We start from the raw sequence: 22,134 nt of genomic DNA on the forward strand, positions 1-22,134 counted from the left end.
ACTGGAAACAGTCGACGTAGCCGGTCAACTATCGGCATCGGTATCGACAGATACCTTGGAAGCTGTCTGCTGTGCGTCTTTAGCCGCAGCGGATTGCTGCGCGGCGTAGGCGTCACGCGCCTCCTGGTGAACCGCGGCGAGTTCGGCGTTGCGGGCGACGAAGGCCGGGGATTCTTCCGCCATGGCCAGGGGCGACAACAACAGGGAAGACAGGACGAAGACGCTGGCAATACCCATACTGTTGGACATTTGGAACAACCTTCTTGCGGGGCAAGTGCTAATGGAGACAGGGCTAAAGTTAGTCCTGTAAACAGCGGGGAAACAGAGGCTGTTCAGATAAGCACTGTTGCGCAAAAAGTAATGATCACGGCAAAAACACTCAGACTTTTACCGCAAACCCGCGTAGTTGAGCGCTCGGCAAGTTGATACCGAAGGTGTTGGCCCCGGCCTCGCTGTGCACGAAAACACTGCCGCCGTGCATCAGTGCGATTGCCTTGACGATGGCCAGGCCCAGCCCGTGGTTGCCGCCGCCGCTGTTGGCGCGGGCTGCATCCACCCGATAGAAGCGCTCGAACAGCATCGGCAGGTGTTCGTCGTCTATCGCAGGCCCCGGGTTGCTCACGGCGATGCTGACCTGCTCGTCATCCGCTTCGATGCGCACCTGGATCGCCTGGTGCGGCGCGGTGTGCTGCACGGCGTTGTTCAACAGGTTGATCAGTGCCCGGCGCAACTGGGCCTTCTCGATGCACGCCTGGGCATCGCCGCTGACGGTGACGCTGACGTGGGCGTCTTCGAGGATGTAGTCGAGGTAGTCGAGGGTGGTGGCCACTTCCTCGGCCAGCGAGGCCTGGGTGAGGGCGGTGGCCTTGCTGCCCTGGTCGGCGCTGGCCAGGAACAGCATGTCGTTGATGATGCTGCGCAGGCGCTCGAGTTCTTCGAGGTTCGATTGCAGCACCTCGAAGTAGTGCTCGGCGCTGCGCCCGCGGGTCAGTGCGACCTGGGTCTGGCCGATCAGGTTGGTCAGCGGCGAGCGCAGTTCGTGGGCGACGTCGGCGTTGAAGGCTTCCAGTTGCGAATAGGCCTGGCTGACGCGGTCGAGGGCGGCATTGAAGGTGCCGGCGAAGCGCGCCAGTTCCGGCGGCAGGTCGCGGGTCTGCAGGCGGCCATCCAGGCGTGGCGGGGCCAGGGCCTGGGCTTCGTCGGAGAGGGCCAGCAGTGGGCGCAGGCCAATGCGCGCGACCCAGTAGCCCAGCAGCGAGGCCAGCACCACGCCGAAGGCCGCCAGGCCGACGATGGCCACCAGCAGGCTGTGCTGGGCCTGCCAGAACGTCTCGGTGTCGATGCCGATCAGAAAACGCAGCGGCGGGCGCTCGCCCAGCGCGGGCAGGGCGCTGACCAGCACCTTGTAGGGATAGGGGCTGTCGCTCAGGCGCAGGTCGCGCATGCCCACCGGGCCGTCGGCGAAAGCGCGGACCTGTTCGCTGGGCTGGCCATACTCGAAGGCCGGAGTGCCGCTCACCACCCAGAAGCGGATGCGCCGGTCTTCTTCGCCGAGCAGGTTGAGCTTGTTGTTGATCTTGGCCCAGTGCTCGGGGGTGCCGTAGCGGTTGAGGGTGGATTCGAGCACGCTGAAGCGCGCATCCAGTTCGGCTTCAGGCAACAGGTCGAGGCTGCGATCGACCTGGCGGTACAGGGCGCTGCCGATCAGCACGAACACGGCCAGGGCAACCATTGCGAACAGCGCCGACAGGCGCAGGGCGATGGAGTTGCTCGGTTTTGTGTGCAAGCGCTTCATGCCCGTGTGCTCTTGGGGATTGCGTGGGAGCGGGCTTGCCCCGCGAACACCGGCCAAGCCGGTGCCATCCACGGCGCCGCCTGCATCGCGGGGCAAGCCCGCTCCCACGCTATCAACGAAATGCGCGCAGCGCCCCTGAGGCTACCCACGATTTTCCAGGACATAGCCCATGCCTCGGATGGTATGCAGCAGCTTGTTGTCGAACGGCCCGTCGAGCTTGGCGCGCAGGCGCTTGATCGCTACCTCGACCACGTTGGCATCACTGTCGAAATTGATGTCCCAGACCAGCTCGGCGATGGCGGTCTTGGACAGGATTTCGCCTTGGCGGCGCGCCAGCACGCTGAGCAGCGAGAACTCCTTGGCGGTCAGGTCCAGGCGCTGGCCGGCCCGGCTGGCCTTGCGCGCCATCAGGTCGATCCACAGGTCCGCCACCTGGATCTGCAGTGGCTCGTGGATCGCGCTGCGCCGGGTCAGGGCCTGCAGCCTGGCCACCAGTTCGAGGAACGAGAACGGCTTGCCCAGGTAGTCGTCGGCGCCTTCGCGCAGGCCGTGGATGCGGTCCTCGACCCGTTCGCGGGCGGTGAGCATGATCACCGGCGTCTGCTTGCGCGCCCGCAGCGCGCGCAGCACGCCGTAACCATCGAGGCCAGGCAGCATCACGTCGAGCACGATCACCGCGTAGTCGCCTTCGAGGGCCAGGTGCAGGCCGTCGATGCCGTCGCGCGCCAGGTCGACGGTGAAGCCCTGCTCGGTGAGGCCGCGATGCAGGTAGTCGGCGGTTTTTTCTTCGTCTTCGATGATCAGTACACGCATGGTCTTGCCTCAACTGGCGGTCGGCGCGGGGGCGACGGTGGCCCGGCGGCGGTGGAACAGGCGCTCCAGGGCCAAGTATATGACCGGGGTGGTGAACAGCGTCAGGGCCTGGCTCACCAGCAGGCCGCCGACCACGGCGATGCCCAGTGGCTGGCGCAGCTCGGCGCCGGCGCCGAAGCCGAACATCAGCGGCAGCGCGCCGAGCAATGCGGCCAGGGTGGTCATGATGATCGGGCGGAAGCGCACCAGGCACGCCTGGTGGATCGCCTGCTCGGGCGTCATGCCGTGGTTGCGCTGGGCTTCGAGGGCGAAGTCGATGAGCAGGATGCCGTTCTTCTTGACGATGCCGATCAGCAGCACCACGCCGATCAGGCCCATGATGGTGAAGTCCTGGCCCATGGCCCAGAGCAGGATCAGCGCGCCCAGGCCCGCCGAGGGCAGGGTGGAGATGATGGTCAGCGGGTGCACGAAGCTCTCGTAGAGCACGCCGAGGATGATGTACACCGCCACCAGCGCGGCGAGGATCAGGTAGGGCTGGCTCGACAGTGAACTCTGGAACGCCTGGGCGGCGCCCTGGAAGTTGCCGGCGATGGAGTCGGGCATGCCCAGTTCGCGCTGGGTGCGTTCGAGGATCTGCACCGCATCGCCCAGGGCCACGCCGGGGGCCAGGTTGAACGACAGGTTGGCCGCCGGGAACAAGCCGTCGTGGCTGATCGACAGCGGCCCGGTGCTGGGCGGTGCGACATGGGCCAGGGCCGACAGCGGCACCATCTCGCCGGACAGCGGCGAGCGCAGGTAGAAATAGTTGAGGCTCTCGGCCTTGCCGCGCTGGCGGGCGTCCAGTTCGAGGATGACCTTGTACTGGTTGGTCTCGGTCTGGAACTCGCTGATCTGCCGCTGGCCGAAGGCATCGTACAGCGCCTGGTCGACGTCGGTGGTGGTCAGGCCGAAGCGCGCGGCGGCCTGGCGGTCGATGTCGATGCGGGTGACGCTGGCGCCCAGTTGCAGGTCGTTGGACAGGTCGCGGAACGCCGGATTCTCGCGCAGGCGTTCGGTCAGGCGCTGGGTCCACAGGTTCAGCGCGACGCCGTCGTTGCTCTTGAGCACATATTGGTACTGGGTGCGCGACGGCCCGGAACTGAGGTTGATGTCTTGCCCTGCGCGCAGGTACAGGACGATGCCGGGAACCTGCGCCAGTTTCGCGCGCATGCGGTCGATCCATTCGCTGGCCGACACGTCGCGTTCGCCACGGGGCTTGAGGGAGATCCAGAAGCGCCCGTTGGCGATGGTCTGGTTGCTGCCGGTGACACCGACCGAATGGGAGAAGGCGCGCACCGCCGGGTCGGCTTCGATGATCTTCGCCAGGGCCTTGTGCTTCTCGATCATCGCGGGATAGGACACATCGGCCGCCGCCTCGCTTGTGCCGAGGATGAAGCCGGTGTCCTGCAACGGGAAGAAGCCCTTGGGGATGGCCACGTAGCCGACCACCGCCAGTGCCAGGGTCAGGCCGAACACGCCGAGGGTGACGCGCTGGTGCGCCAGGGCCCGGTCCAGGCCCTTCTCGTACCAGCGCACCAGGCGCTGGCCGAAACCATCATGCTGCGTCTCGGGCGGGCGGCGCATGCACAGCGCGGCGAGGGTCGGCGCCAGGGTCAGCGAGACTACTACCGAGATCAGGATGGTCGCGGTGGCGGTCAGGGCGAACTCCTTGAACAGCCGGCCGACCACGCCGCCCATGAACAGCAGCGGAATGAACGCGGCAATCAGCGAGAAGCTGATCGACACCACGGTGAAGCCGATCTCGCCGGCGCCCTTGAGCGCGGCGGTGCGGCTGTCGTCGCCGGCCTCCAGGTGGCGGTGGATGTTCTCCACCACGACGATGGCATCGTCCACCACGAAGCCCACGGCGATGACGATGGCCACCAGGGTCAGGTTGTTCAGGCTGAAGCCGAACACGTACATCAATGCGCAACTGGCGATCAGCGACACGCCGAGCACGCTGGAAACGATGAAGGTCGCCGACCACTGGCGCAGGAACAACGCCATCACCCCGATCACCAGGGCCACGGCGATCAGCAGGGTCAGCTCGACCTCGTGCAGCGAGGCGCGGATGGTCTGCGTGCGGTCCTGCAGCACCGATACCTCGACCGCTGCCGGCAGCATCTCCTGCAGGCGGGGCAGGGCGGCCATCACCCGGTCCACGGTGTCGACGATGTTCGCCCCGGGTTGGCGGAAGATCACCAGGTTCAACCCCGGCTGTTCGCCGGACCAGGCCCTGACGTAGGCGTTCTCGGCGCCGTCGATCACCTTGGCGACGTCGGCCAGGTGCACCGGGGCGCCATTGCGGTAGCTGACGATCAGCTTCGCGTAGTCCTCGGGGTGGAACAGCTGGTCGTTGGCGGCGAGGGTCGACACGCTGTGCTCGCCGTACAGCGCGCCCTTGGCCAGGTTGAGGCTGGTCTGCTGGATGGCCAGGCGGATGTCGGCCAGGGTCAGGCCGATGGCGGCGAGCTTTTCGGGCTGGGCCTGCACGCGGATGGCCGGGCGCAGTTGCCCGGTGATGTTGATCAGGCCGACCCCGTCGATCTGGCTGAGCTGGCGGGCCAGCAGGGTCTCGGTGTAGTCGCTCAGTTGGTTGCCGGGCATCTGCGCCGAACTGACGGTGAGGATCAGCACCGGGCTGTCGGCCGGGTTGACCTTGCGCCAGGTGGGCGGGCTGGGCAGGTCCTGGGGCAGGCGCGCGGTGGCGGTGTTGATCGCCGCCTGGACCTCCTGGGCGGCGGTGTCGATGTTCTTGTCGAGGGTGAACTGCAGGATCAGGTTGGTCGAGCCCAGGGCGCTGCTGCTGGTCATCTGGGTCATGCCGGGGATGGCGCTGAACTGCACCTCCAGGGGCGTGGCGACCGACGAGGCCATGGTTTCCGGGCTGGCGCCGGGCAACTGGGCGGTGACCTGGATGGTCGGAAAGTCAGCCTCGGGCAGTGGCGCCACCGGCAGGCGCGGGAAGGCGATGGCACCGAGCAGCACCAGGGCGAAGGTCAGCAGCAGGGTGGCGATGGGGTGGTCGATGCACCAGGCCGAGACGCCGTTGCGGGTGTTCATGGCTGGCTCCTGCGGTCGGCCATTTCCGCTGGGGCGGGGGCATCGGGCGTGACCTCGACAGTGCTGCCGGGCTTGAGCCGCGACTGACCGTCCAGCACCAGGCGATCGCCAGCCTTGACCCCGGCAATGACGTTCAGCGTGCTGTCCTGGTACACCACCTTGACCGGCACGGCGCTGACCTTGTCGCCGTCCAGCCGGTAGACGAAGTGGCCGTCGATGCTGCGCTGCACCACCGGCGGCGGCACTACCAGGGCGTCCTCGTCCACTGCCGTGCGCAGGCGCACGGTAACCAGCTGGCCCGGCCACAGGCGTCCGTCCCGGTTGTCGAACTCGGCCTTGACTCGCACCGTGCCGGTGGTGGCCGAGACCTGGTTGTCGATCAGCATCAAGTGCCCCTTGGCGAGCAGGCTGCGTTCGCCGTCGGCGTCCAGGTAGGTCTCCACTTCGGCGGGCGTGGCTGAATTGAGCAGGCCCTGCAGGATTGGGAGCTGCTGTTGGGGCAGGGCGAACTCCACGGCGATCGGGTCGATCTGGGTGACGCTGAACAGGCTCTGGGTGTCGCTGGTGCGCACCAGGTTGCCAGGGTCGACGTTGCGAATGCCGACGCGACCGCTCACCGGCGAGCGGATCTGCGTGTAGCTGAGCTGCACCGCGGCATTGTCGATGGCCGCCTGGTTGCCCTTGATCGTCGCCTGCAACTGGTTCACCAGCGCCTGCTGCTGGTCGAGGGTCTGCTTCGATACGCCGTCGTCGCTGCTGAGCAACTGGTAGCGCTTGAGGTTGACGTTGCCCACCTGCAACTGCGCCTGGGTCTGGCCGAGCTGGGCGCGGGCCTGGTCGAGATTGGCGCGGATCGCCCGGTCATCGAGGGTGGCCAGCAGGTCGCCCTGCTTGACCCATTGGCCTTCCTTGACCAGCACCTGGGTCAGCACGCCCTCGACCTGCGGGCGCACCTCGACGCTGTGCAGCGACAGCACCGAGCCGATGGCGCTCAGGTAGCGCGGCACGTCCTGCTGGGCCACGGCGATCACTCGCACCGGTATCGCGCTGGCGGCGCGGTTGACCGGGGCTTCGCGGCGCAATCCCTGCCAGGCGCCGATGGCGACCAGCAGAGCGAGGGCCAGGGCGGCGAGTACGAGGGAGCGGGACGGACGTCGCATCGGGGCGGGCACCTTGGCCAAGGGGCTGGGAAATGGATTCGGCTATTGCAGGGTTATAGCGCGCCGACCGGGTCGGCAGCGTGACGCCAGGCTGTCACGGCTGTCAGTTTCGGCGCGTTGATGGCCAAGTGCCAATACCCTGCCATGGATCAATGTTACGCCGGCGTTTGCCCCTAGAGTCGTACGCCCTGCCGATTTCCCGTACAACAACGAGTGCCTCCGATGAAGTGCAATATGCCTGTTACCGGTCGCGAAGTGGATTACCCCGGCGACGCCAACATCCTGTCCACTACCGACCTGGACAGCCGCATCACCTATGCCAATGAAGATTTCCTGCGGGTCAGCGGGTTCCCGCGCGAGGAGCTGCTGGGCAATCCTCACCACATCGTCCGCCATCCCGACATGCCGCCCCAGGCCTTCGCCCAGATGTGGCAGGCGCTCAAGGCCGGGCGTTCGTGGATGGGGCTGGTGAAGAACCGCTGCAAGAACGGCGATCACTACTGGGTGAGTGCCTTCGTCTCGCCGATCAGCAGCGGCGGGCAGGTGCTGGAGTACCAGTCGGTGCGGACCAAGCCTGGGGTGGAGCAGGTCGCGGCGGCCGAGCGCTGCTATGCAAGGTTGCGCGAAGGCCGGCGTGGCTGGCGCGAGCGCTTGCCGGTGCTGCAGCTGGGCACGCGCTTGTCGTTGGCGGTCGGTGTGGTGCTGGCGCTGGTGATAGGCGCGGGTCAATGGTGGCTGGGGGCACCGCTGCTGGAATCATTGCTGGAGGTGTTGGCGGCTGCCGGCTTGAGCAGCCTGGCAATCCTGTTGCTGCTGCGCCCCTATGAGCGGCTGCGTCAACAGGCCCAGGTAATTGCCGACAATCCGCTGAGCCAGCAGCTGTACACCGGCCGGCGTGATGGCCTGGGGCAGATCGAGTTCGCCATGCGCATGCTCAAGGCGCAGCTGGGGGCGGTGGTCGGGCGCATCGGCGACACCTCCTCGCGCCTGGCCGGTCACTCGGGCTCGCTGGCCGAGGCCTTGCACAGCAGCCACGCCAACAGCCTGGAGCAGCAGAGCGAAGCCGATCAGGTGGCCACGGCGATCCACCAGATGAGCGCCAGCGTCGCCCAGGTGGCCAGCAGCGCGCAGATGGCGGCGATGGCGGCCGACCAGGCCGAGGACGAGACCCAGTCCGGCCACCAGTTGGTCGATCGCAACCGCTGCGCGATCCAGGACCTGGCCGGCTCGCTGGTGGAAGCCAGCGAGGTGATCCAGCAACTGGAGAACCATAGCAGGGAGATTTCCGGGGTGCTCGACGTGATTCGTGGCATCGCCGAGCAGACCAACCTGCTGGCGCTTAATGCCGCCATCGAGGCGGCGCGAGCGGGCGACCAGGGGCGCGGTTTCGCGGTGGTCGCCGACGAGGTGCGCGGCCTGGCCCAGCGCACCGCGCAGTCGACCCACGATATCCAGCGCATGATCGGTGCCCTGCAGGACGGTGCCCGCGCGGCGGTGCAGGTGATGCAGCAGAGCAGCGCCCATGCCGGGCACAGTGTCGAGCAGGCACAGTTGGCCAGCGACGCGCTGGACAGCATCAGCGTGCGGGTCAACCAGATCAACGAGATGAGCCTGCAGATCGCCGCGGCGGTGGAGCAGCAGAGCCAGGTCAGCGAGAACATCAACCGCAACATCACCAGCATCCGCCAGGCCAGCGAGGCGACGGTCAGCGTCGGGCAGCGCAGCCACAGCAGTGCCAGTGACGTGGCGGACCTGGCCAAGGACCTGCGGCGGCTGGCGGATGAGTTCTGGCGGCGGTGTCAGTGATTGACTGGATTGTCTGTGCCGGCCTTATCGCGGGGCAAGCCCGCTCCCACAATGTTGGCATCCAGGCTTCGAAGGGACAGGGCGTGGGAGCGGGCTTGCCCCGCGATTGGATCTATCTAGAAACCGATGAACGCATAGTAGACCGGCGCTTCGCCCGTCACCTGCAGGCGATGTTCCTGTAGCTCTGCCGCAAGCGCCTCGTCCTGCACATGCACCGCCCACGGTCCATCGACCGCCTGTGGCGCCTGCTCCAGCACCGAGGCAAACGCCGCCATGTCCGGCAACCACGCGGTAAACCCGTTACCCTTCAGCGCACTGGTGGTCATCCCCAGTGCCTGACAGATCGCCACCTTGGCCGCGATATCGTCGCGGTCGGCCTGGCGTGAGGCCTCGATCAGGGCACGCAGCGCCTCATCCACCGGCAGGCTGCCGTGAATCAGTTCCGGCCCTTGGGTCCAGGCCTCGGGCGGGCAGTCCTTGTTTTCCGGGCGCAGCGGCAGGTGCGGGTTGATCTCCGCCGGGTAGATGCGACAGACCAGCGGGCGGCTTTCATAGATGCCGCACAGGTCATTGTCATCGAGGTTGCGGCAGCGCCCCGGATTGAAGGCGGCGAAGGTCACCGAGACCTGCAACTGCGCGTCACCGCATGGCACCGGGTGCGAACGGCGCAGCACATGCTCGCGCTGGTCTGCCGGCATGCCAGGGCCATCGACGAGAAAACCTTCGATCAGCACCACCACCTGACCGCCAGAGATCGCCCACTGGTGGGCTTCGGCAAGCGTCAGCGGCACATGATGGCCCGTGCAGCATTTGCCGCAGCCGGTGCAGGCGAAGCGAATACTGTCGCTCATCGCTTGCCGGCTTCCCATTCGCTGGTGAAGGCTTGCTGGCGTTGGCGGTCGTAGAGGCACAGCTCGGTACCGGTGCGGTTCTGCATGTGCTTCTGCGGGTAGGTGCCCTCGATCAGCAGCGCGCTGTAACCGACCTGGTCGTCGAACTCGGCGGGCTTGCCCAGGGCGTGGGCATCCTTGAACTGGCTGGCGGCCAGGCAGGCCTTGAGCATGTGCTGGCGCTGGTCGCTCCAGGCCTGGTTGCTCGAAGCGTGGACTGCGCCGCTGGCGAGGGCGCAGAGAATCAGGAACGAATTGAGAAATTTCATACGCGACACCGGCAATGAACCTGCGAAGGGCGCGAATTATGCCCGAACGTTTTCCTTCATCAAGTCAGGAAAATCCTGACTTGATGTGTCAGCGCTCCTCGAACACCACCGCCCGCGCCGCCGTCACCAGGCAGTTGGTCAGCTCCGGCGAGGAGAACTTGGTAAGGATCGCATTGGCCCCCGCCAGCTTGGCCTTGTCACCGCTCATGGCGCTGTCCAGCGAGGTGTGCAGCAGGATGTACAGGTGCTGGAAGTCCGGGGTTTCGCGCAGGGTGCGGGTGAAAGCGAAGCCATCCATCTCGGACATCTCGATGTCGGAGACGATGATGTTGATTTCCCGCTCGGTGCCTTGCAGCTCCAGCAGCACGTTGATCGCATCCTTGGCGCTGCGCGCGGTGTGGCACTCGATGCCAAGGTTGCGCAGGGTGTGCACCGACTGCTGCAACGCGACCTGGCTGTCGTCCACCACCAGGATGTTGGCGGCGGCCAGCAGGCTTGCATCTTCTTCGCTGACCTCCCCAGGGTGTGGTTCGTGGGGCGGCGGGGCGATGCCGTGGATGACCTTCTCGATATCCAGTACCTGCACCAGGGTGTTGTCGACCCGGGTGACGCCGGTGATGAATGAACGGTTGCCCGAACCGAACGGCGGCGGCTTGATGTCGGTGCTCAGGCAATGGACGATGCGGCTCACCGCCTGCACATGCAGGCCCTGGCGCGAGCGGCTGATCTCGGTGACGATCAGGCAGCCGCCGTCGGGGTCGGCCAGGGGCATTTCGCCGATGGCGCGGGACAGGTCGATCACCGACAGCGAGTTGCCGCGCAGGGTGGCGACGCCTTTGACGTGCGGGTGGGACTCCGGCAGCTTGGTCAGTGGCGGGCAGGGGATGATCTCGCTGACCTTGAGCAGGTTGATAGCCATCAGCTTGCCGCTGCGCAGGGTGAACAGCAGCAGGGACAGCGAGTCCGCGCGGGCTTTTTGCGTGGCCATGGACAACCTTCGCTATGAATGAGGGGGAGGATGCCGGGTTATCGGCTTTCTGGCGCCAGGCTTTAGCTTAGTTTGCTATTCGCTCTGTAGGGGGGGCTGCGAAGCGGCCCCATCAGCGCAGCCCCAAGCGCTTGGCCAGCCGGTTCAGGTTGGCCCGATCCAGCCCCAGCTCCCGGGCTGCGGCTGCCCAGTTGTCCTGGTGACGATCCAGGCATGCTTCGACGATCTGCCGTTGATAATCATCCACCGCTTCGCGCAGCCCACCCTCGGGCAACGGCAGGTCGGCCGACGGCGCCTCGGCTACTACCTGCATGCTCGGCGCCACGTTGCGCAGATCGAGGTCAGCCGCTTCCAGGGTGAGGATCTTCGGCCGCTGCCCGTGCTGCCCCAATGCCTTGAGCGCCGAGCGGCCGATCAGATGTTCCAGTTCGCGGACGTTGCCCGGCCAGCCGTACGCCAGCAAGGCGGCCTGGGCGTCGGTGGACAGCCGCAGGCTCCCCAGCCCCAGGCGCGCGCGGTTCTGTTCGAGGAAAAAGCCCGCCAGCAACAGCACGTCGCGGCCGCGCTCGCGCAGCGGCGGGACGTGCAATGGATACACGCTCAGCCGGTGGTAGAAGTCGGCGCGGAAGTTGCCGTTGCGCACCTCTTCGGCCAGGTCGCGGTTGGTCGCGGCGATCAGGCGCACATCGACCTGATGGTCGCGGTCCGAACCCAGGCGTTGCAACTGCCCGCTCTGCAACACCCGCAGCAACTTGGCCTGTACCGCCAGCGGCAGTTCGCCGACCTCGTCGAGGAACAATGTACCGCCGTTGGCCAGCTCGAACTTGCCGCGGCGTTCGCCATGGGCGCCGGTAAAGGCGCCGCGCACATGGCCGAACAGTTCGCTCTCCACCAAGGTGTCGGGCAGGGCGGCGCAGTTGAGGCTGACCATCGGCTTGCCGGCACGCTGACTGGCATGGTGCAGGGCCTGGGCCACCAGTTCCTTGCCGACGCCGGTCTCGCCGGTGATCAGCACGGTCAGGTCGCTGCCGCCGACCAGGCGGATTTCCTCGACCAGGCGCTTGTGCGCCTTGCTCTGGCCGATCAGTTCGCGGTCCTGGCCGCTGGCCTGGCGATACACTTCGGCGCGCTGGTGTTCATCCTCGGCGCGCAGGGCCAGGTGCTCGATGCGCTCGGCCACGGTCACCGTGGCGGCGGCCAGGCTGGCGAAGGCCTGCAGGGCGTCGAGTTCGAGGCTCTGGAACTGGCCGGCGGTGAGCGCGTCGAGGGTCAGCAGGCCCCACGGGCGTTCGTCGACCATCAGCGGGCAACCCATGCAGTCGTGCACCTCGAGATCCACATGGGCGGCGTCGACCAGGCCGTCGTAAGGGTCGGGCAGCGGGCTGTCGCTAGGGAAGCGGGTGGGCTCGGGGCGGCTGAGCAGGGCCTGGAAGCGCGGGTGCTCGCTGACCCGGAAGCGTCGGCCGAGGGTGTCCGCCGACAAGCCATCCACCGCCAGCGGCACCAGCCATTCACCGTCCAGGCGCAGCAGCGCCGCGGCATCGCACGGCAGCAGACCGCGCATGGCCTGCAGCAGCCGGCGGTAGCGTTCCTGGTCGGGGAGGTCGCGGGACAAGTCGCTCACCAGGGGGAGGAGGGCGGTGAGCAGGGGCTTTGCAGTCATATGGACTCCTGTTGGTCGGAATGACTATACGCCTGAGTGTGTCCTTTTGACATCGATCAATGAAAACCCCCGGTTTTACTGACGATCAAAGTTGGCACGATTGCTGAAGTGGTCTACGCAACCATTCGAAGCCACAGGCTCAGGAGTTGTCGTAATGCTCAATGCCGAACAACGTGCAATCATCAAAGCCACCGTGCCCCTGCTGGAAAGCGGTGGCGAGGCCCTGACCACCCACTTCTACAAGATGATGCTCAGCGAGTACCCCGAGGTACGCCCGCTGTTCAACCAGGCCCACCAGGCCAGCGGCGACCAGCCGCGTGCCCTGGCCAACGGCGTGCTGATGTACGCCCGGCATATCGACCAGCTCGAGCAGCTGGGCGGTCTGGTAGGCCAGATCATCAACAAGCACGTCGCCCTGCAGATTCTCCCTGAACACTACCCCATCGTCGGCAGCTGCCTGCTGCGCGCCATCGAGGAAGTGCTGGGCAAGGAGATCGCCACCGCCGAGGTGATCGCTGCCTGGGCGGCGGCCTACGGCCAGCTTGCCGACATCCTCATCGGTGCCGAGGAAAACCTGTACAAGCAGAAGGAAGAGGCCGCCGGCGGCTGGCGCGGCACCCGCGAATTCCGCCTGGTGCGCCGCGAGCAGGAAAGCCGCGAGATCGTCTCGTTCTACTTCGCGCCGGTCGATGGCAAACCGGTGCTCAAGGCCGAGCCGGGCCAGTACATCGGCCTGAAGCTGGAAATCGATGGCCAGGAGCAGCGCCGCAACTATTCGCTGTCGGCCCTGTGCGACGGTGAGCAGTACCGCATCAGCGTCAAGCGCGAGGCGGGCGGCAAGGTCTCCAACTACCTGCATGATGGCTTGATGGTCGGCGATACCCTGCAACTGTTCCCGCCTTCCGGTGATTTCACCCTGGTCGCCAGCGACAAGCCGCTGGTGCTGATCAGCGGCGGTGTGGGCATCACCCCGACCCTGGCCATGCTTGAGGCGGCCCTCGAGACCGAACGCCCGGTGCATTTCATCCATTGCGCGCGCAACGGCGCGGTGCATGCCTTCCGCGACTGGATCGATGGCCTGGCGGCGCGTCATCCGCAACTCAAGCGCTTCTACTGCTACGCAGAAGAAGATGGCAGCCAGGCTGCCGACGCAGTGGGCCTGCTGGACCAGGACCTGCTGGCCGAATGGCTGCCGCGTGAGCGCGATATCGACGCCTACTTCCTCGGGCCCAAGGGCTTCATGGCGGCGATCAAGCGCCAGCTCAAGGGCCTGGGTGTGCCGGAAGGGCAGAGCCGCTACGAGTTCTTCGGGCCGGCTGCGGCTTTGGAGTGAAGTGCTGAACCCATCGCGGGGCAAGCCCGCTCCCACGAAGCCGAGGATGGCGGCGTGGGAGCGGGCTTGCCCCGCGATGGACTTCATCCCAATCGCTGCGGTTCGGCGTTCTGTCGGGCCACCAGCACACGGATGCTCCCGGCCGTGGGTAATCGAGAACGAAGCGGACGATGACATTCGGCGCTGTCGGCCTGGCCGAGCGCCGAACCGCAGCGATTGGGCCTAACCAATCTTCTATATAAGGAAGAGGTGAACGCGGTTACACCCGCTTTCATCTTTAATCCTCCTTTAATCACTGTATCCTTCACTCCCAGGTGTCGAGGGGCCTGCTCCTGCCCGGCACCTGGGCTGGCGCATTTTTCACGCGCGTCAGTGAACCGAAATCGACCCGCTCGGTCCTAGGTCATCAGTGGATAGCCGCGCACGCCCCTCCTCGATGCATTCAAAGGTCATCTCCAGCGTGTAGACTGGGCGCCCCTCGGGCAGCCCGCGCTGTCACTCTCCATCGAAGGAATCGGCAATGAACGAACTCTCATCGCGCCTGAATCGGGAACGGCGCTTTCTGGTGCTCCTCGGCGTGATCTGCCTGGCGCTGATCGGCGGCGCCCTGTACATGCAGGTGGTGCTGGGCGAGGCACCCTGCCCGCTGTGCATCCTGCAGCGCTATGCCCTGCTGTTCATCGCGATCTTCGCCTTCATCGCCGCCGCCATGCCCGGGCGCCGTAGCCTGACCTTCTTCGAGGCGCTGGTGGTGCTCAGCGCCATCGGTGGCATCGTTGCCGCCGGCAACCATGTGTATATACTCGCCAACCCCATGGTCAGCTGTGGTATCGACACCTTGCAGCCCATCGTCGACGACCTGCCGCTGGCCAAGCTCTGGCCGCTGGCGTTCCAGGTCGATGGGTTCTGCGCCACGCCCTACCCACCGATCCTCGGCCTGTCTCTTGCGCAATGGGCGCTGGTGGCGTTCGTGCTGACGGCGGTCCTGGTGCCCCTGGGCATCTACCGTAACCGTCGCCGCGCTTAGACCAAAGTCCCGAATTGACCTGGGTCTATTGCGCGGCGAGATAAGCTGCAAATGGCCCCCGATGATTGATCCAGGTCAGCCACCAGCCCTTGCGCGGCAAGGGTTTCAGGGCTACTGCGCAGGGTGCGACAAACTGTCGCGAAGTTGATTTTTTGACCAGTATTGTTACGCATTCTGTAAAAGACTGTTGCTCAATAAGTCATAGTCATCGTGTGGCGACCTATCTACAATCGCCCCCAATTTCCGTTCGGCACTGCTTGCGAGTCGCAGGATTGATGGGAGCCGCAGCGCTTTCCATTTGCTGACTTCGACAAGTTTCGCCCAACGGCGATACCGGGCGGACACCCCTCCGCGTTTTCCCGCACCAAATGGACTTGGTCTGAAGTACAGGCCTGTTGCCTACGAAACCATAAGCACCGCCAACCCGCTTGACGCCAAGATCCAGCAGTCGGATCCCTGGCAGGGGCGAGTACGGGCGCCAATTGCCGCACTTGGCAGGACGAAGTGTTGGCTACCAAAACACAAATTGCATTGAAGCAAGCTGATCTAGAGGTCGTGAGATGAGTAAAAAGCGTTACCCCAGACTGTTTGGCATATTGCCCTTTTTAGGCATGCTTTTACTCAGTGGGTGCAACTGGACCCTGCTCGATCCGAAGGGCCAGGTCGGCATTGAGCAGAAGAACCTGATCCTGATCGCCACCGGCCTGATGCTGCTGGTGGTCGTGCCCGTGATCATCATGACCCTGGCGTTCGCCTGGAAGTATCGCGCTTCCAACAAGGCCGCCACCTACACCCCCGACTGGTCGCACTCGACCAAGATCGAGGCCGCGGTGTGGATCATCCCGATCCTGATCATCATCGCCCTGGGTTACTTCACCTACCACTCCACCCACAAGCTGGACCCGTACCGTCCACTGGATTCCGATGTGAAGCCGGTGCAGATCGACGTGGTCGCGCTGGACTGGAAATGGCTGTTCATCTACCCGGAACAGGGTATCGCCACGGTCAACAAGATCGTCTTCCCGGCCAACACCCCGGTCAACTTCCGTGTCACCTCCGACGCCGTGATGAACTCCTTCTTCATCCCGGGCCTGGGTGGCCAGATCTACGCCATGGCTGGCATGACCACCAAACTGCACCTGATCGCCAACGAGAACGGTGAGTTCGACGGTATCTCCGCCAACTACAGCGGCGCCGGCTTCACCGGTATGAAATTCAAGGCTGTTGCCACCTCCCAGGCCGACTTCGATGCATGGGTCGCCGAGGTGAAGGCTTCGCCGAAGAAACTGGACCAGGCCGAATATGACGCCTTGGCCAAAGCAAGCGAAAACAATCCAGTCGCGCTGTACAGCGAGGCTCAGGCTGACCAGTTCCAGCGCATCGTCGACAAGTACGAAGGCATGAACCGCGGTCGTCCGAACCACGAAGAAGCAGGCAGCAAAGACCTGGCCACTACCAAGGGTGTGGAATCGAGTATGCAACCAGCTGCCGGTGCAGAGGAGTAAGAGATGTTCGGTAAATTAACTCTGGAGGCGATACCGTATCACGAGCCGATAGTCATGGTGACGCTTGCCATGATCGCGCTCGGTGGTCTCGCTGTCGTTGGTGCCATCACCTATTTCCGCAAGTGGACCTACTTGTGGACCGAGTGGCTGACCACGGTCGACCACAAGAAAATCGGCGTGATGTACATCATCGTCGCTATGGTCATGCTGCTGCGCGGCTTCGCCGACGCCATCATGATGCGTACCCAGCTGGCCGCCGCCACCGGTGGCTCGGAAGGCTACCTGCCGCCTGAACACTATGACCAGATCTTCACCGCCCACGGTGTGATCATGATCATCTTCATGGCGATGCCGTTCTTCACCGGCCTGATGAACCTCGCGGTTCCGCTGCAGATCGGTGCACGTGACGTTGCCTTCCCGTTCCTGAACTCCCTGAGCTTCTACCTGCTGCTGGCAGGCGTGCTGCTGGTCAACATCTCGCTGGGTGTTGGTGAATTCGCCAAGACCGGCTGGGTTGCCTATCCGCCGCTTGCGGGTATCCAGTACAGCCCTGGGGTGGGTGTCGACTACTACATCTGGGCGCTACAGCTATCCGGATTGGGTACGACGCTTACCGGCGTGAACTTCCTCGTCACCGTGATGAAGATGCGCGCCCCTGGCATGAAGCTGATGGACATGCCGATCTTCACCTGGACCTGCACCTGGGCCAACGTGCTGATCGTCGCTTCGTTCCCGATCCTGACCGCCGCACTCGCACTGCTGACTGTTGACCGTTATCTGGACTTCCACATCTTCACCAACGAGCTTGGTGGGAACCCGATGATGTACGTCAACCTGTTCTGGGCGTGGGGTCACCCTGAGGTCTACATCCTGATCCTGCCGGCCTTCGGCGTGTTCTCGGAAGTCACCTCGACCTTCGCAGGCAAGCGCCTGTTCGGTCACCACTCGATGATCTACGCATCGGGCGCGATCGCCATCCTGGGCTTTGCGGTCTGGCTGCACCACTTCTTCACCATGGGTGCCGGCGCCAGCGTCAACACCTTCTTCGGCCTGGCGACGATGCTGATCTCCATTCCGACCGGTGTGAAGCTGTTCAACTGGCTGTTCACCATCTACCAGGGCCGTCTGCGCTTCACCGCGCCGATCATGTGGACCCTGGGCTTCATGGTCACCTTCTCCATCGGTGGCATGACCGGCGTTCTGCTGGCTGTTCCAGGTGCCGACTTCGTTCTGCACAACAGCCTGTTCGTGATCGCCCACTTCCACAACGTGATCATCGGTGGCGCGGTCTTCGGCTACATCGCCGGCTTCGCCTTCTGGTTCCCGAAAGCCTTCGGTTTCACCCTGAACGAGAAGTGGGGCAAGGCTGCCTTCTGGTTCTGGATCTCCGGCTTCTACGTAGCGTTCATGCCGCTGTATGCCCTGGGCTTCATGGGCATGACCCGTCGTCTGAACCACTCCGACAACCCACTGTGGGAACCCTACCTGTACGTAGCCGTGGTCGGCGCCGTACTGATCCTGTTCGGTATCGCTTGCCAACTGATCCAGATCTACGTCTCGGTTCGCGATCGCAAGGACAACATGGACGTCACCGGCGACCCATGGGGCGGCCGTACCCTGGAATGGTCGACTTCGTCGCCACCTCCGTTCTACAACTTCGCTCACATGCCTGAGCACGTTGGCCTGGACGCCTGGCACGAAGCCAAGCAAGCCGGCGCCGCGTACAAAGCTCCGGCCAAGTACGAAGCGATCCACATGCCGAGCAACACCTCCACCGGTCTGTTCATGGGCCTGCTGTTGACCGTGTTCGGCTTCGCCTTCATCTGGCACATCTGGTGGCTGGTGGGTGCGAGCCTGGTTGCGACCATCGCTGTCTTCGTTCGCCACGCCGCGCGTGACGACCAGGGCTACATGGTGCCGGCCGAAGAAGTGGCGCGCATCGAAGGCGAGCGCATGAAAGCGCTGGCCAACGCTGGTGCACTGCCTGCCGGCGGCGCACGTGTCGAATCGTTTGAACGGGTGTAATCAATGTCCAGTCAAGTAATCCACGGTGGTGCGCATGGTCATGACCATGCGCACGATGACCACCACCACGACTCGGGCCAGATGACCGTACTCGGTTTCTGGCTGTACCTGATGACCGACTGCATCCTGTTTGCGTCGCTCTTCGCCACCTACGCGGTGCTGTCCGGCGGTTTCGCCGGCGGCCCGTCGGGTCACGACATCTTCCAGCTCGACTTCGTGCTGGTCGAAACCGCGTTCCTGCTGCTGTCCTCGATCACCTTCGGCTTCGCCATGCTGAAGATGTTCGCCGGCAACAAGGCAGGTGTACTGGGCTGGTTGGCTGTGACCTTCCTGTTCGGTGCAGGCTTCATCGCGATGGAAATCTATGAGTTCCATCACCTGATCGCCGAAGGCTACGGCCCGCAGCGCAGTGGCTTCCTGTCGGCGTTCTTCGCGCTGGTCGGTACCCACGGCCTGCACGTGACCGCCGGTCTGATCTGGATGGCAATCATGATGTACCAGATCAACAAGCACGGCATCACGCCGACCGCCAAGACCCGCATGAGCTGCCTGAGCCTGTTCTGGCACTTCCTCGACGTGGTCTGGATCTGCGTATTCACCGTCGTCTACCTGCTGGGGGTTCTGTAATGGCTAGCGCACACGACACTCATCACGAAGGCAATCACGGTAGCGTGAAGTCCTACATGATCGGCTTTGTACTGTCGATCATCCTGACCGCGATCCCGTTCGGCCTGGTGATGTACCCAAGCCTGCCGAAGAACCTGACCGTCCTGATCGTGGTGGCCATGGCCATCATCCAGGTGGTGGTACACCTCGTGTACTTCCTGCACATGGACCGCTCGAAAGAGCAGCGCTCCAACGTGTCGACGTTCCTGTTCACCGTACTGGTAATTGCACTGCTGGTCGGCCTGTCGCTGTGGATCATGTTCAGCATCCACTTCGAAATGCTGGCCAAGTGAGGTAAGACTGCATGTCCGTGAAGCACTTTATCCAAATCACCAAACCGGGGATCATTTTCGGTAACGTGCTTTCCGTGGCAGGCGGTTTCTTCCTTGCCGCCAAGGGGCATGTGGATTTCGCCCTGTTCCTGGCGGTGGTGATCGGTACGTCCCTGGTGGTCGCGTCCGGATGCGTGTTCAACAACTGCATCGACCGTGACATCGACCACAAGATGGAGCGCACCAAGAACCGCGTCATGGTCCAGGGCGGCATGTCGCTGCCCCTGGCGCTGATCTACGCCACCCTGCTCGGGGTGGCGGGTTTCAGCTTGCTGTATGTCCAGGCCAACCCGCTGTCGGCGTTCTGCGCCCTGGTTGGCTTCGTGGTCTACGTCGGCTTCTACAGCCTGTGGCTCAAGCGCAAATCGGTGCACGGCACCCTGGTCGGCAGCCTGTCCGGTGCCATGCCTCCGGTGATCGGCTACTGCGCCGTGAGCAACAGCTTCGACCTGGCCGCGTTCACCCTGCTGGTGATGTTCAGCCTGTGGCAGATGCCGCACAGCTTCGCCATCGCCATCTTCCGCTTCAAGGATTACAGCGCCGCCAACATCCCGGTCCTGCCGGTGGCGCGCGGTATCCTCGCGGCGAAGAAGCAGATCGTGCTGTACGTGCTGGCCTTCGTCCTCGCCACCCTGATGCTGACCCTCGGCGGCTACGCTGGCCTGGGTTACCTCGCCGTGGCGGCCGCCATGGGCCTGTACTGGCTGTACATGGCCTGGGGCGGCTACAAGGCCGAGGACGACAGCAAGTGGGCGCGCAAGGTGTTCGGCTTCTCCATCCTCACCGTCACCGCCCTGAGCGTGATGATGGGCGTGGACAGCCAGACCGCGGCCGACGTGCTGATGACTTACGCACGCTGAAACAACGCTGCTGCACAAGACGCCCCGGCTTGCCGGGGCGTTTTTTTTGTCTCGGAAAATTCATTCGAAGGGCAGTTGACAGCGCCATGCCCTTTGCCGGATGTTATGCGCCGCAGGTCAGGATGACCTGCAGGCCAAGGTAGGCCGCGACCCATACGGGTCGACCAACATGACAAGGGACTGTTCCATGACCGAATCGAGCTTCGCTCCTTCGGCGTGCGCTGCTTCGCCGCGCCAACGCCATGCCTCTGCCAGCACCGCTACCGCGCTGGCCATCCTCGAATGCCTGTTTCGTCGACGCAGCCTGGCCCCCGGGCAGGATGGCGCGCTGGACGATGCCGTGCTCGCCCCGCACCTGCCCAAGGTGCTGCAGGCCGTCGAGCGCGGCCTGCCGGTGGAGATGGTCCTCCCGGCCTTTCCCGGCAAGTCGCCCAACCGCCAGAAGACCCTCGGCCCGCTCCCGGACCTGGCAGAGCACCATGCTATCGACGAGCTGAACCGCCTGGCTGAGGAAATCCGCGCATTGCATGCCCCCGGTGCGGTCATTCACATCTGCTCGGACGGCTATGTCTTCGCCGACCTGGTGCGGGTGCCCGATGCCCATGTCCACGCCTACACCGACGATATCCAGCGCTATGCCGGCCAGCATTATCCTGGCCGCTTCACCCTGTTCGACCTCAAGGATGCCTATCCGCAACTGGGCTGCCTGGACTCCATGCGCGAAGAACTGATGATCGAGCATGGCCAGTCGCTGCGCGCCCTGCAGCAGCGCTTCGAGGACGAGGAGCACATGCGGCTGATGTACTGCGGCATCCATCGTTTCCTCGCCGAGGACTACGCCGGGCTGGTGGAGTTCGAAGGCATGAGCATGAACGCGGTGAAGAAGGCCGCCAAGCCCGCCTCCCAGCGGGTGATCCAGCGTAGCGAGGCCTGGAGTGCGTTGCTGCAAGAGCGCTATCCGCATTGCCTGCGCCTGTCGATCCACCCGCAGCTGGCGGTATCGAGCAAGATCGGCATCCGCCTGGTGCCGACCAGCGACCTGTGGCGCACCCCCTGGCATTCGGTGGCGATCAAGCGCCGTGGCGTGGTGACCCTCGACCGGCGCAGCAATGTCGATGAGCGTTACAGCCGGCTGGTATTCCGCCGTGGCCGGCCTTGCCACTACGCCAGCGCGCAGTGAGGGTGGCGCCAATGGACATACGCGCGGTTCTGTTCGACCTGGACGGCACCTTGGTCGATACCCTGCCTGATATCGCCTGGTGCCTGAATCATGTGCTGAGCCTGCACGGGCTGCACACGCTGCAGCCGGATGAGGTGCGCGGCATGATCGGCGGCGGTGTATCGGCGATGCTCGAGCGGGCCGCAATCGGCCTCGACGCCGAGCAACGCCAACGCCTGCATGACGACTACAGCAGCTGCTATCACGACAACCTGGTCAAGCGTTCCCGACCCTTCCCGGGTTGTATCGCACTGATCGAGACGATTGCCGGCAAAGGGTTGCCCATGGCTGTCGTCACCAACAAGGCCCACACCCTCGCCGAGCGAGTCGTGCAAGGGCTGCTGCCCGCGCAACGGTTTGGCGCGGTGCTGGGCCATCGGCCTGGCGAGCGGCTCAAACCGGCACCGGATATCGCGCTGCAGGCTGCCCAGCGGCTGGGCATCGCTCCAGGCCACTGCCTGTTCGTCGGTGATACCCCCATCGACCTCATGACCGCCAAGGCCGCCGGCATGCCCGCTGCCGCCGTCGGTTGGGGCTACGGCGCGTGGCATGCCTTGCTCGAGCAGCAGCCGCAGTTCCATTGCCAGCAACCCCTGCAGCTGCTCCGTGCGCTGCGCCACTGTGCAAGCCAATCCGCAACGCCAATCGGTTCGCTGTAGCCGTTCTCAAGGAAGACACGAC

19 protein-coding genes are annotated in these 22,134 nt (G+C 64.5%); 10 read left to right on the top strand and 9 right to left on the bottom strand.

Translation table 11 applies throughout. The features are described from left to right. Positions 1-24: 24 nt before the first annotated feature. From ABZO33_RS09570 to ABZO33_RS09590, 5 genes are all read right to left on the bottom strand, one after another. On the bottom strand, positions 25-249 hold the full coding sequence (locus tag ABZO33_RS09570) for a hypothetical protein (RefSeq protein ID WP_023631633.1): 225 nt from the start codon (positions 247-249) through the stop codon (positions 25-27). Positions 250-379: 130 nt separating this feature from the next. Further along, positions 380-1,795, bottom strand: coding sequence for a heavy metal sensor histidine kinase (locus ABZO33_RS09575; protein ID WP_414535853.1), 1,416 nt, complete (start codon positions 1,793-1,795; stop codon positions 380-382). A gap of 141 nt (positions 1,796-1,936) precedes the next feature. After that, positions 1,937-2,608, bottom strand: coding sequence for a heavy metal response regulator transcription factor (locus ABZO33_RS09580; RefSeq protein WP_134690028.1), 672 nt, complete (start codon positions 2,606-2,608; stop codon positions 1,937-1,939). Between the two features lie 9 nt (positions 2,609-2,617). After that, positions 2,618-5,710, bottom strand: coding sequence for a multidrug efflux RND transporter permease subunit (locus ABZO33_RS09585; protein ID WP_414535854.1), 3,093 nt, complete (start codon positions 5,708-5,710; stop codon positions 2,618-2,620). Next, positions 5,707-6,870 (bottom strand): efflux RND transporter periplasmic adaptor subunit, encoded by a 1,164-nt coding sequence (locus ABZO33_RS09590; protein ID WP_414535855.1) that lies wholly within the window; start codon positions 6,868-6,870, stop codon positions 5,707-5,709. Before ABZO33_RS09590 ends, ABZO33_RS09585 begins: the two co-directional genes overlap by 4 nt. A gap of 222 nt (positions 6,871-7,092) precedes the next feature. Here ABZO33_RS09590 and ABZO33_RS09595 point away from each other — a divergent pair, with 222 nt between their 5' ends. Then, on the top strand, positions 7,093-8,676 hold the full coding sequence (locus tag ABZO33_RS09595; protein WP_414535856.1) for a PAS domain-containing methyl-accepting chemotaxis protein: 1,584 nt from the start codon (positions 7,093-7,095) through the stop codon (positions 8,674-8,676). A 116-nt stretch (positions 8,677-8,792) separates the two neighbouring features. On the opposite strand, the gene ABZO33_RS09600 is transcribed toward ABZO33_RS09595, so the two are convergent. The 4 genes from ABZO33_RS09600 to norR form a co-directional block, all read right to left on the bottom strand. Beyond that, a complete protein-coding gene (locus ABZO33_RS09600) occupies positions 8,793-9,527 on the bottom strand; it encodes a YkgJ family cysteine cluster protein (RefSeq protein WP_414535857.1) in 735 nt (244 codons plus the stop codon). After that, positions 9,524-9,835, bottom strand: a complete 312-nt coding sequence (locus ABZO33_RS09605; RefSeq protein ID WP_414535858.1) for a hypothetical protein — start codon at positions 9,833-9,835, stop codon at positions 9,524-9,526. Before ABZO33_RS09605 ends, ABZO33_RS09600 begins: the two co-directional genes overlap by 4 nt. Positions 9,836-9,923: 88 nt before the next feature. Continuing rightward, complete coding sequence (locus tag ABZO33_RS09610; RefSeq protein WP_414535859.1) at positions 9,924-10,823, bottom strand: chemotaxis protein; 900 nt, start codon at positions 10,821-10,823, stop codon at positions 9,924-9,926. Between the two features lie 112 nt (positions 10,824-10,935). Beyond that, a complete protein-coding gene (gene norR, locus ABZO33_RS09615) occupies positions 10,936-12,486 on the bottom strand; it encodes a nitric oxide reductase transcriptional regulator NorR (RefSeq protein WP_414535860.1) in 1,551 nt (516 codons plus the stop codon). A gap of 154 nt (positions 12,487-12,640) precedes the next feature. Here norR and hmpA point away from each other — a divergent pair, with 154 nt between their 5' ends. From hmpA to ABZO33_RS09660, 9 genes are all read left to right on the top strand, one after another. After that, positions 12,641-13,819, top strand: coding sequence for an NO-inducible flavohemoprotein (hmpA, locus tag ABZO33_RS09620; RefSeq protein WP_102682488.1), 1,179 nt, complete (start codon positions 12,641-12,643; stop codon positions 13,817-13,819). 520 nt (positions 13,820-14,339) lie between these two features. Next, positions 14,340-14,846: a disulfide bond formation protein B gene (locus ABZO33_RS09625; RefSeq protein ID WP_414535861.1), complete on the top strand. Its 507-nt coding sequence runs from the start codon at positions 14,340-14,342 to the stop codon at positions 14,844-14,846. Positions 14,847-15,406: 560 nt separating this feature from the next. Next, complete coding sequence (gene cyoA, locus ABZO33_RS09630) at positions 15,407-16,351, top strand: ubiquinol oxidase subunit II (RefSeq protein WP_038707394.1); 945 nt, start codon at positions 15,407-15,409, stop codon at positions 16,349-16,351. 3 nt (positions 16,352-16,354) lie between these two features. Beyond that, the gene (cyoB, locus tag ABZO33_RS09635; protein WP_102682485.1) at positions 16,355-18,376 is read left to right on the top strand and encodes a cytochrome o ubiquinol oxidase subunit I; all 2,022 of its coding nucleotides are present in this window, start codon (positions 16,355-16,357) and stop codon (positions 18,374-18,376) included. A gap of 3 nt (positions 18,377-18,379) precedes the next feature. Next, on the top strand, positions 18,380-19,003 hold the full coding sequence (locus ABZO33_RS09640) for a cytochrome o ubiquinol oxidase subunit III (RefSeq protein ID WP_023629875.1): 624 nt from the start codon (positions 18,380-18,382) through the stop codon (positions 19,001-19,003). Continuing rightward, the gene (gene cyoD / locus ABZO33_RS09645; protein ID WP_414535862.1) at positions 19,003-19,335 is read left to right on the top strand and encodes a cytochrome o ubiquinol oxidase subunit IV; all 333 of its coding nucleotides are present in this window, start codon (positions 19,003-19,005) and stop codon (positions 19,333-19,335) included. The genes ABZO33_RS09640 and cyoD overlap by 1 nt, the downstream gene beginning before the upstream one ends. 11 nt (positions 19,336-19,346) lie before the next feature. Then, on the top strand, positions 19,347-20,234 hold the full coding sequence (gene cyoE, locus ABZO33_RS09650) for a heme o synthase (RefSeq protein WP_023629877.1): 888 nt from the start codon (positions 19,347-19,349) through the stop codon (positions 20,232-20,234). Between the two features lie 187 nt (positions 20,235-20,421). Next, positions 20,422-21,414, top strand: a complete 993-nt coding sequence (locus ABZO33_RS09655) for an L-tyrosine/L-tryptophan isonitrile synthase family protein (protein WP_414535863.1) — start codon at positions 20,422-20,424, stop codon at positions 21,412-21,414. 11 nt (positions 21,415-21,425) lie between these two features. Then, positions 21,426-22,112 (top strand): HAD family hydrolase, encoded by a 687-nt coding sequence (locus ABZO33_RS09660; protein ID WP_414535864.1) that lies wholly within the window; start codon positions 21,426-21,428, stop codon positions 22,110-22,112. Positions 22,113-22,134: the final 22 nt, after the last annotated feature.

Origin of the sequence: Pseudomonas sp. CAM1A, from assembly GCF_047501685.1 — a bacterium.
In the GTDB taxonomy this organism is placed as follows: Bacteria; Pseudomonadota; Gammaproteobacteria; order Pseudomonadales; family Pseudomonadaceae; genus Aquipseudomonas.

Coding starts and splice junctions, on each gene's coding strand:
- ABZO33_RS09570 (WP_023631633.1), bottom strand. CDS start 249: ATGTCCAACAGTATGGGTATTGCCAGCGTCTTCGTCCTGTCTTCCCTG.
- ABZO33_RS09575 (WP_414535853.1), bottom strand. CDS start 1,795: ATGAAGCGCTTGCACACAAAACCGAGCAACTCCATCGCCCTGCGCCTG.
- ABZO33_RS09580 (WP_134690028.1), bottom strand. CDS start 2,608: ATGCGTGTACTGATCATCGAAGACGAAGAAAAAACCGCCGACTACCTG.
- ABZO33_RS09585 (WP_414535854.1), bottom strand. CDS start 5,710: ATGAACACCCGCAACGGCGTCTCGGCCTGGTGCATCGACCACCCCATC.
- ABZO33_RS09590 (WP_414535855.1), bottom strand. CDS start 6,870: ATGCGACGTCCGTCCCGCTCCCTCGTACTCGCCGCCCTGGCCCTCGCT.
- ABZO33_RS09595 (WP_414535856.1), top strand. CDS start 7,093: ATGAAGTGCAATATGCCTGTTACCGGTCGCGAAGTGGATTACCCCGGC.
- ABZO33_RS09600 (WP_414535857.1), bottom strand. CDS start 9,527: ATGAGCGACAGTATTCGCTTCGCCTGCACCGGCTGCGGCAAATGCTGC.
- ABZO33_RS09605 (WP_414535858.1), bottom strand. CDS start 9,835: ATGAAATTTCTCAATTCGTTCCTGATTCTCTGCGCCCTCGCCAGCGGC.
- ABZO33_RS09610 (WP_414535859.1), bottom strand. CDS start 10,823: ATGGCCACGCAAAAAGCCCGCGCGGACTCGCTGTCCCTGCTGCTGTTC.
- norR (WP_414535860.1), bottom strand. CDS start 12,486: ATGACTGCAAAGCCCCTGCTCACCGCCCTCCTCCCCCTGGTGAGCGAC.
- hmpA (WP_102682488.1), top strand. CDS start 12,641: ATGCTCAATGCCGAACAACGTGCAATCATCAAAGCCACCGTGCCCCTG.
- ABZO33_RS09625 (WP_414535861.1), top strand. CDS start 14,340: ATGAACGAACTCTCATCGCGCCTGAATCGGGAACGGCGCTTTCTGGTG.
- cyoA (WP_038707394.1), top strand. CDS start 15,407: ATGAGTAAAAAGCGTTACCCCAGACTGTTTGGCATATTGCCCTTTTTA.
- cyoB (WP_102682485.1), top strand. CDS start 16,355: ATGTTCGGTAAATTAACTCTGGAGGCGATACCGTATCACGAGCCGATA.
- ABZO33_RS09640 (WP_023629875.1), top strand. CDS start 18,380: ATGTCCAGTCAAGTAATCCACGGTGGTGCGCATGGTCATGACCATGCG.
- cyoD (WP_414535862.1), top strand. CDS start 19,003: ATGGCTAGCGCACACGACACTCATCACGAAGGCAATCACGGTAGCGTG.
- cyoE (WP_023629877.1), top strand. CDS start 19,347: ATGTCCGTGAAGCACTTTATCCAAATCACCAAACCGGGGATCATTTTC.
- ABZO33_RS09655 (WP_414535863.1), top strand. CDS start 20,422: ATGACCGAATCGAGCTTCGCTCCTTCGGCGTGCGCTGCTTCGCCGCGC.
- ABZO33_RS09660 (WP_414535864.1), top strand. CDS start 21,426: ATGGACATACGCGCGGTTCTGTTCGACCTGGACGGCACCTTGGTCGAT.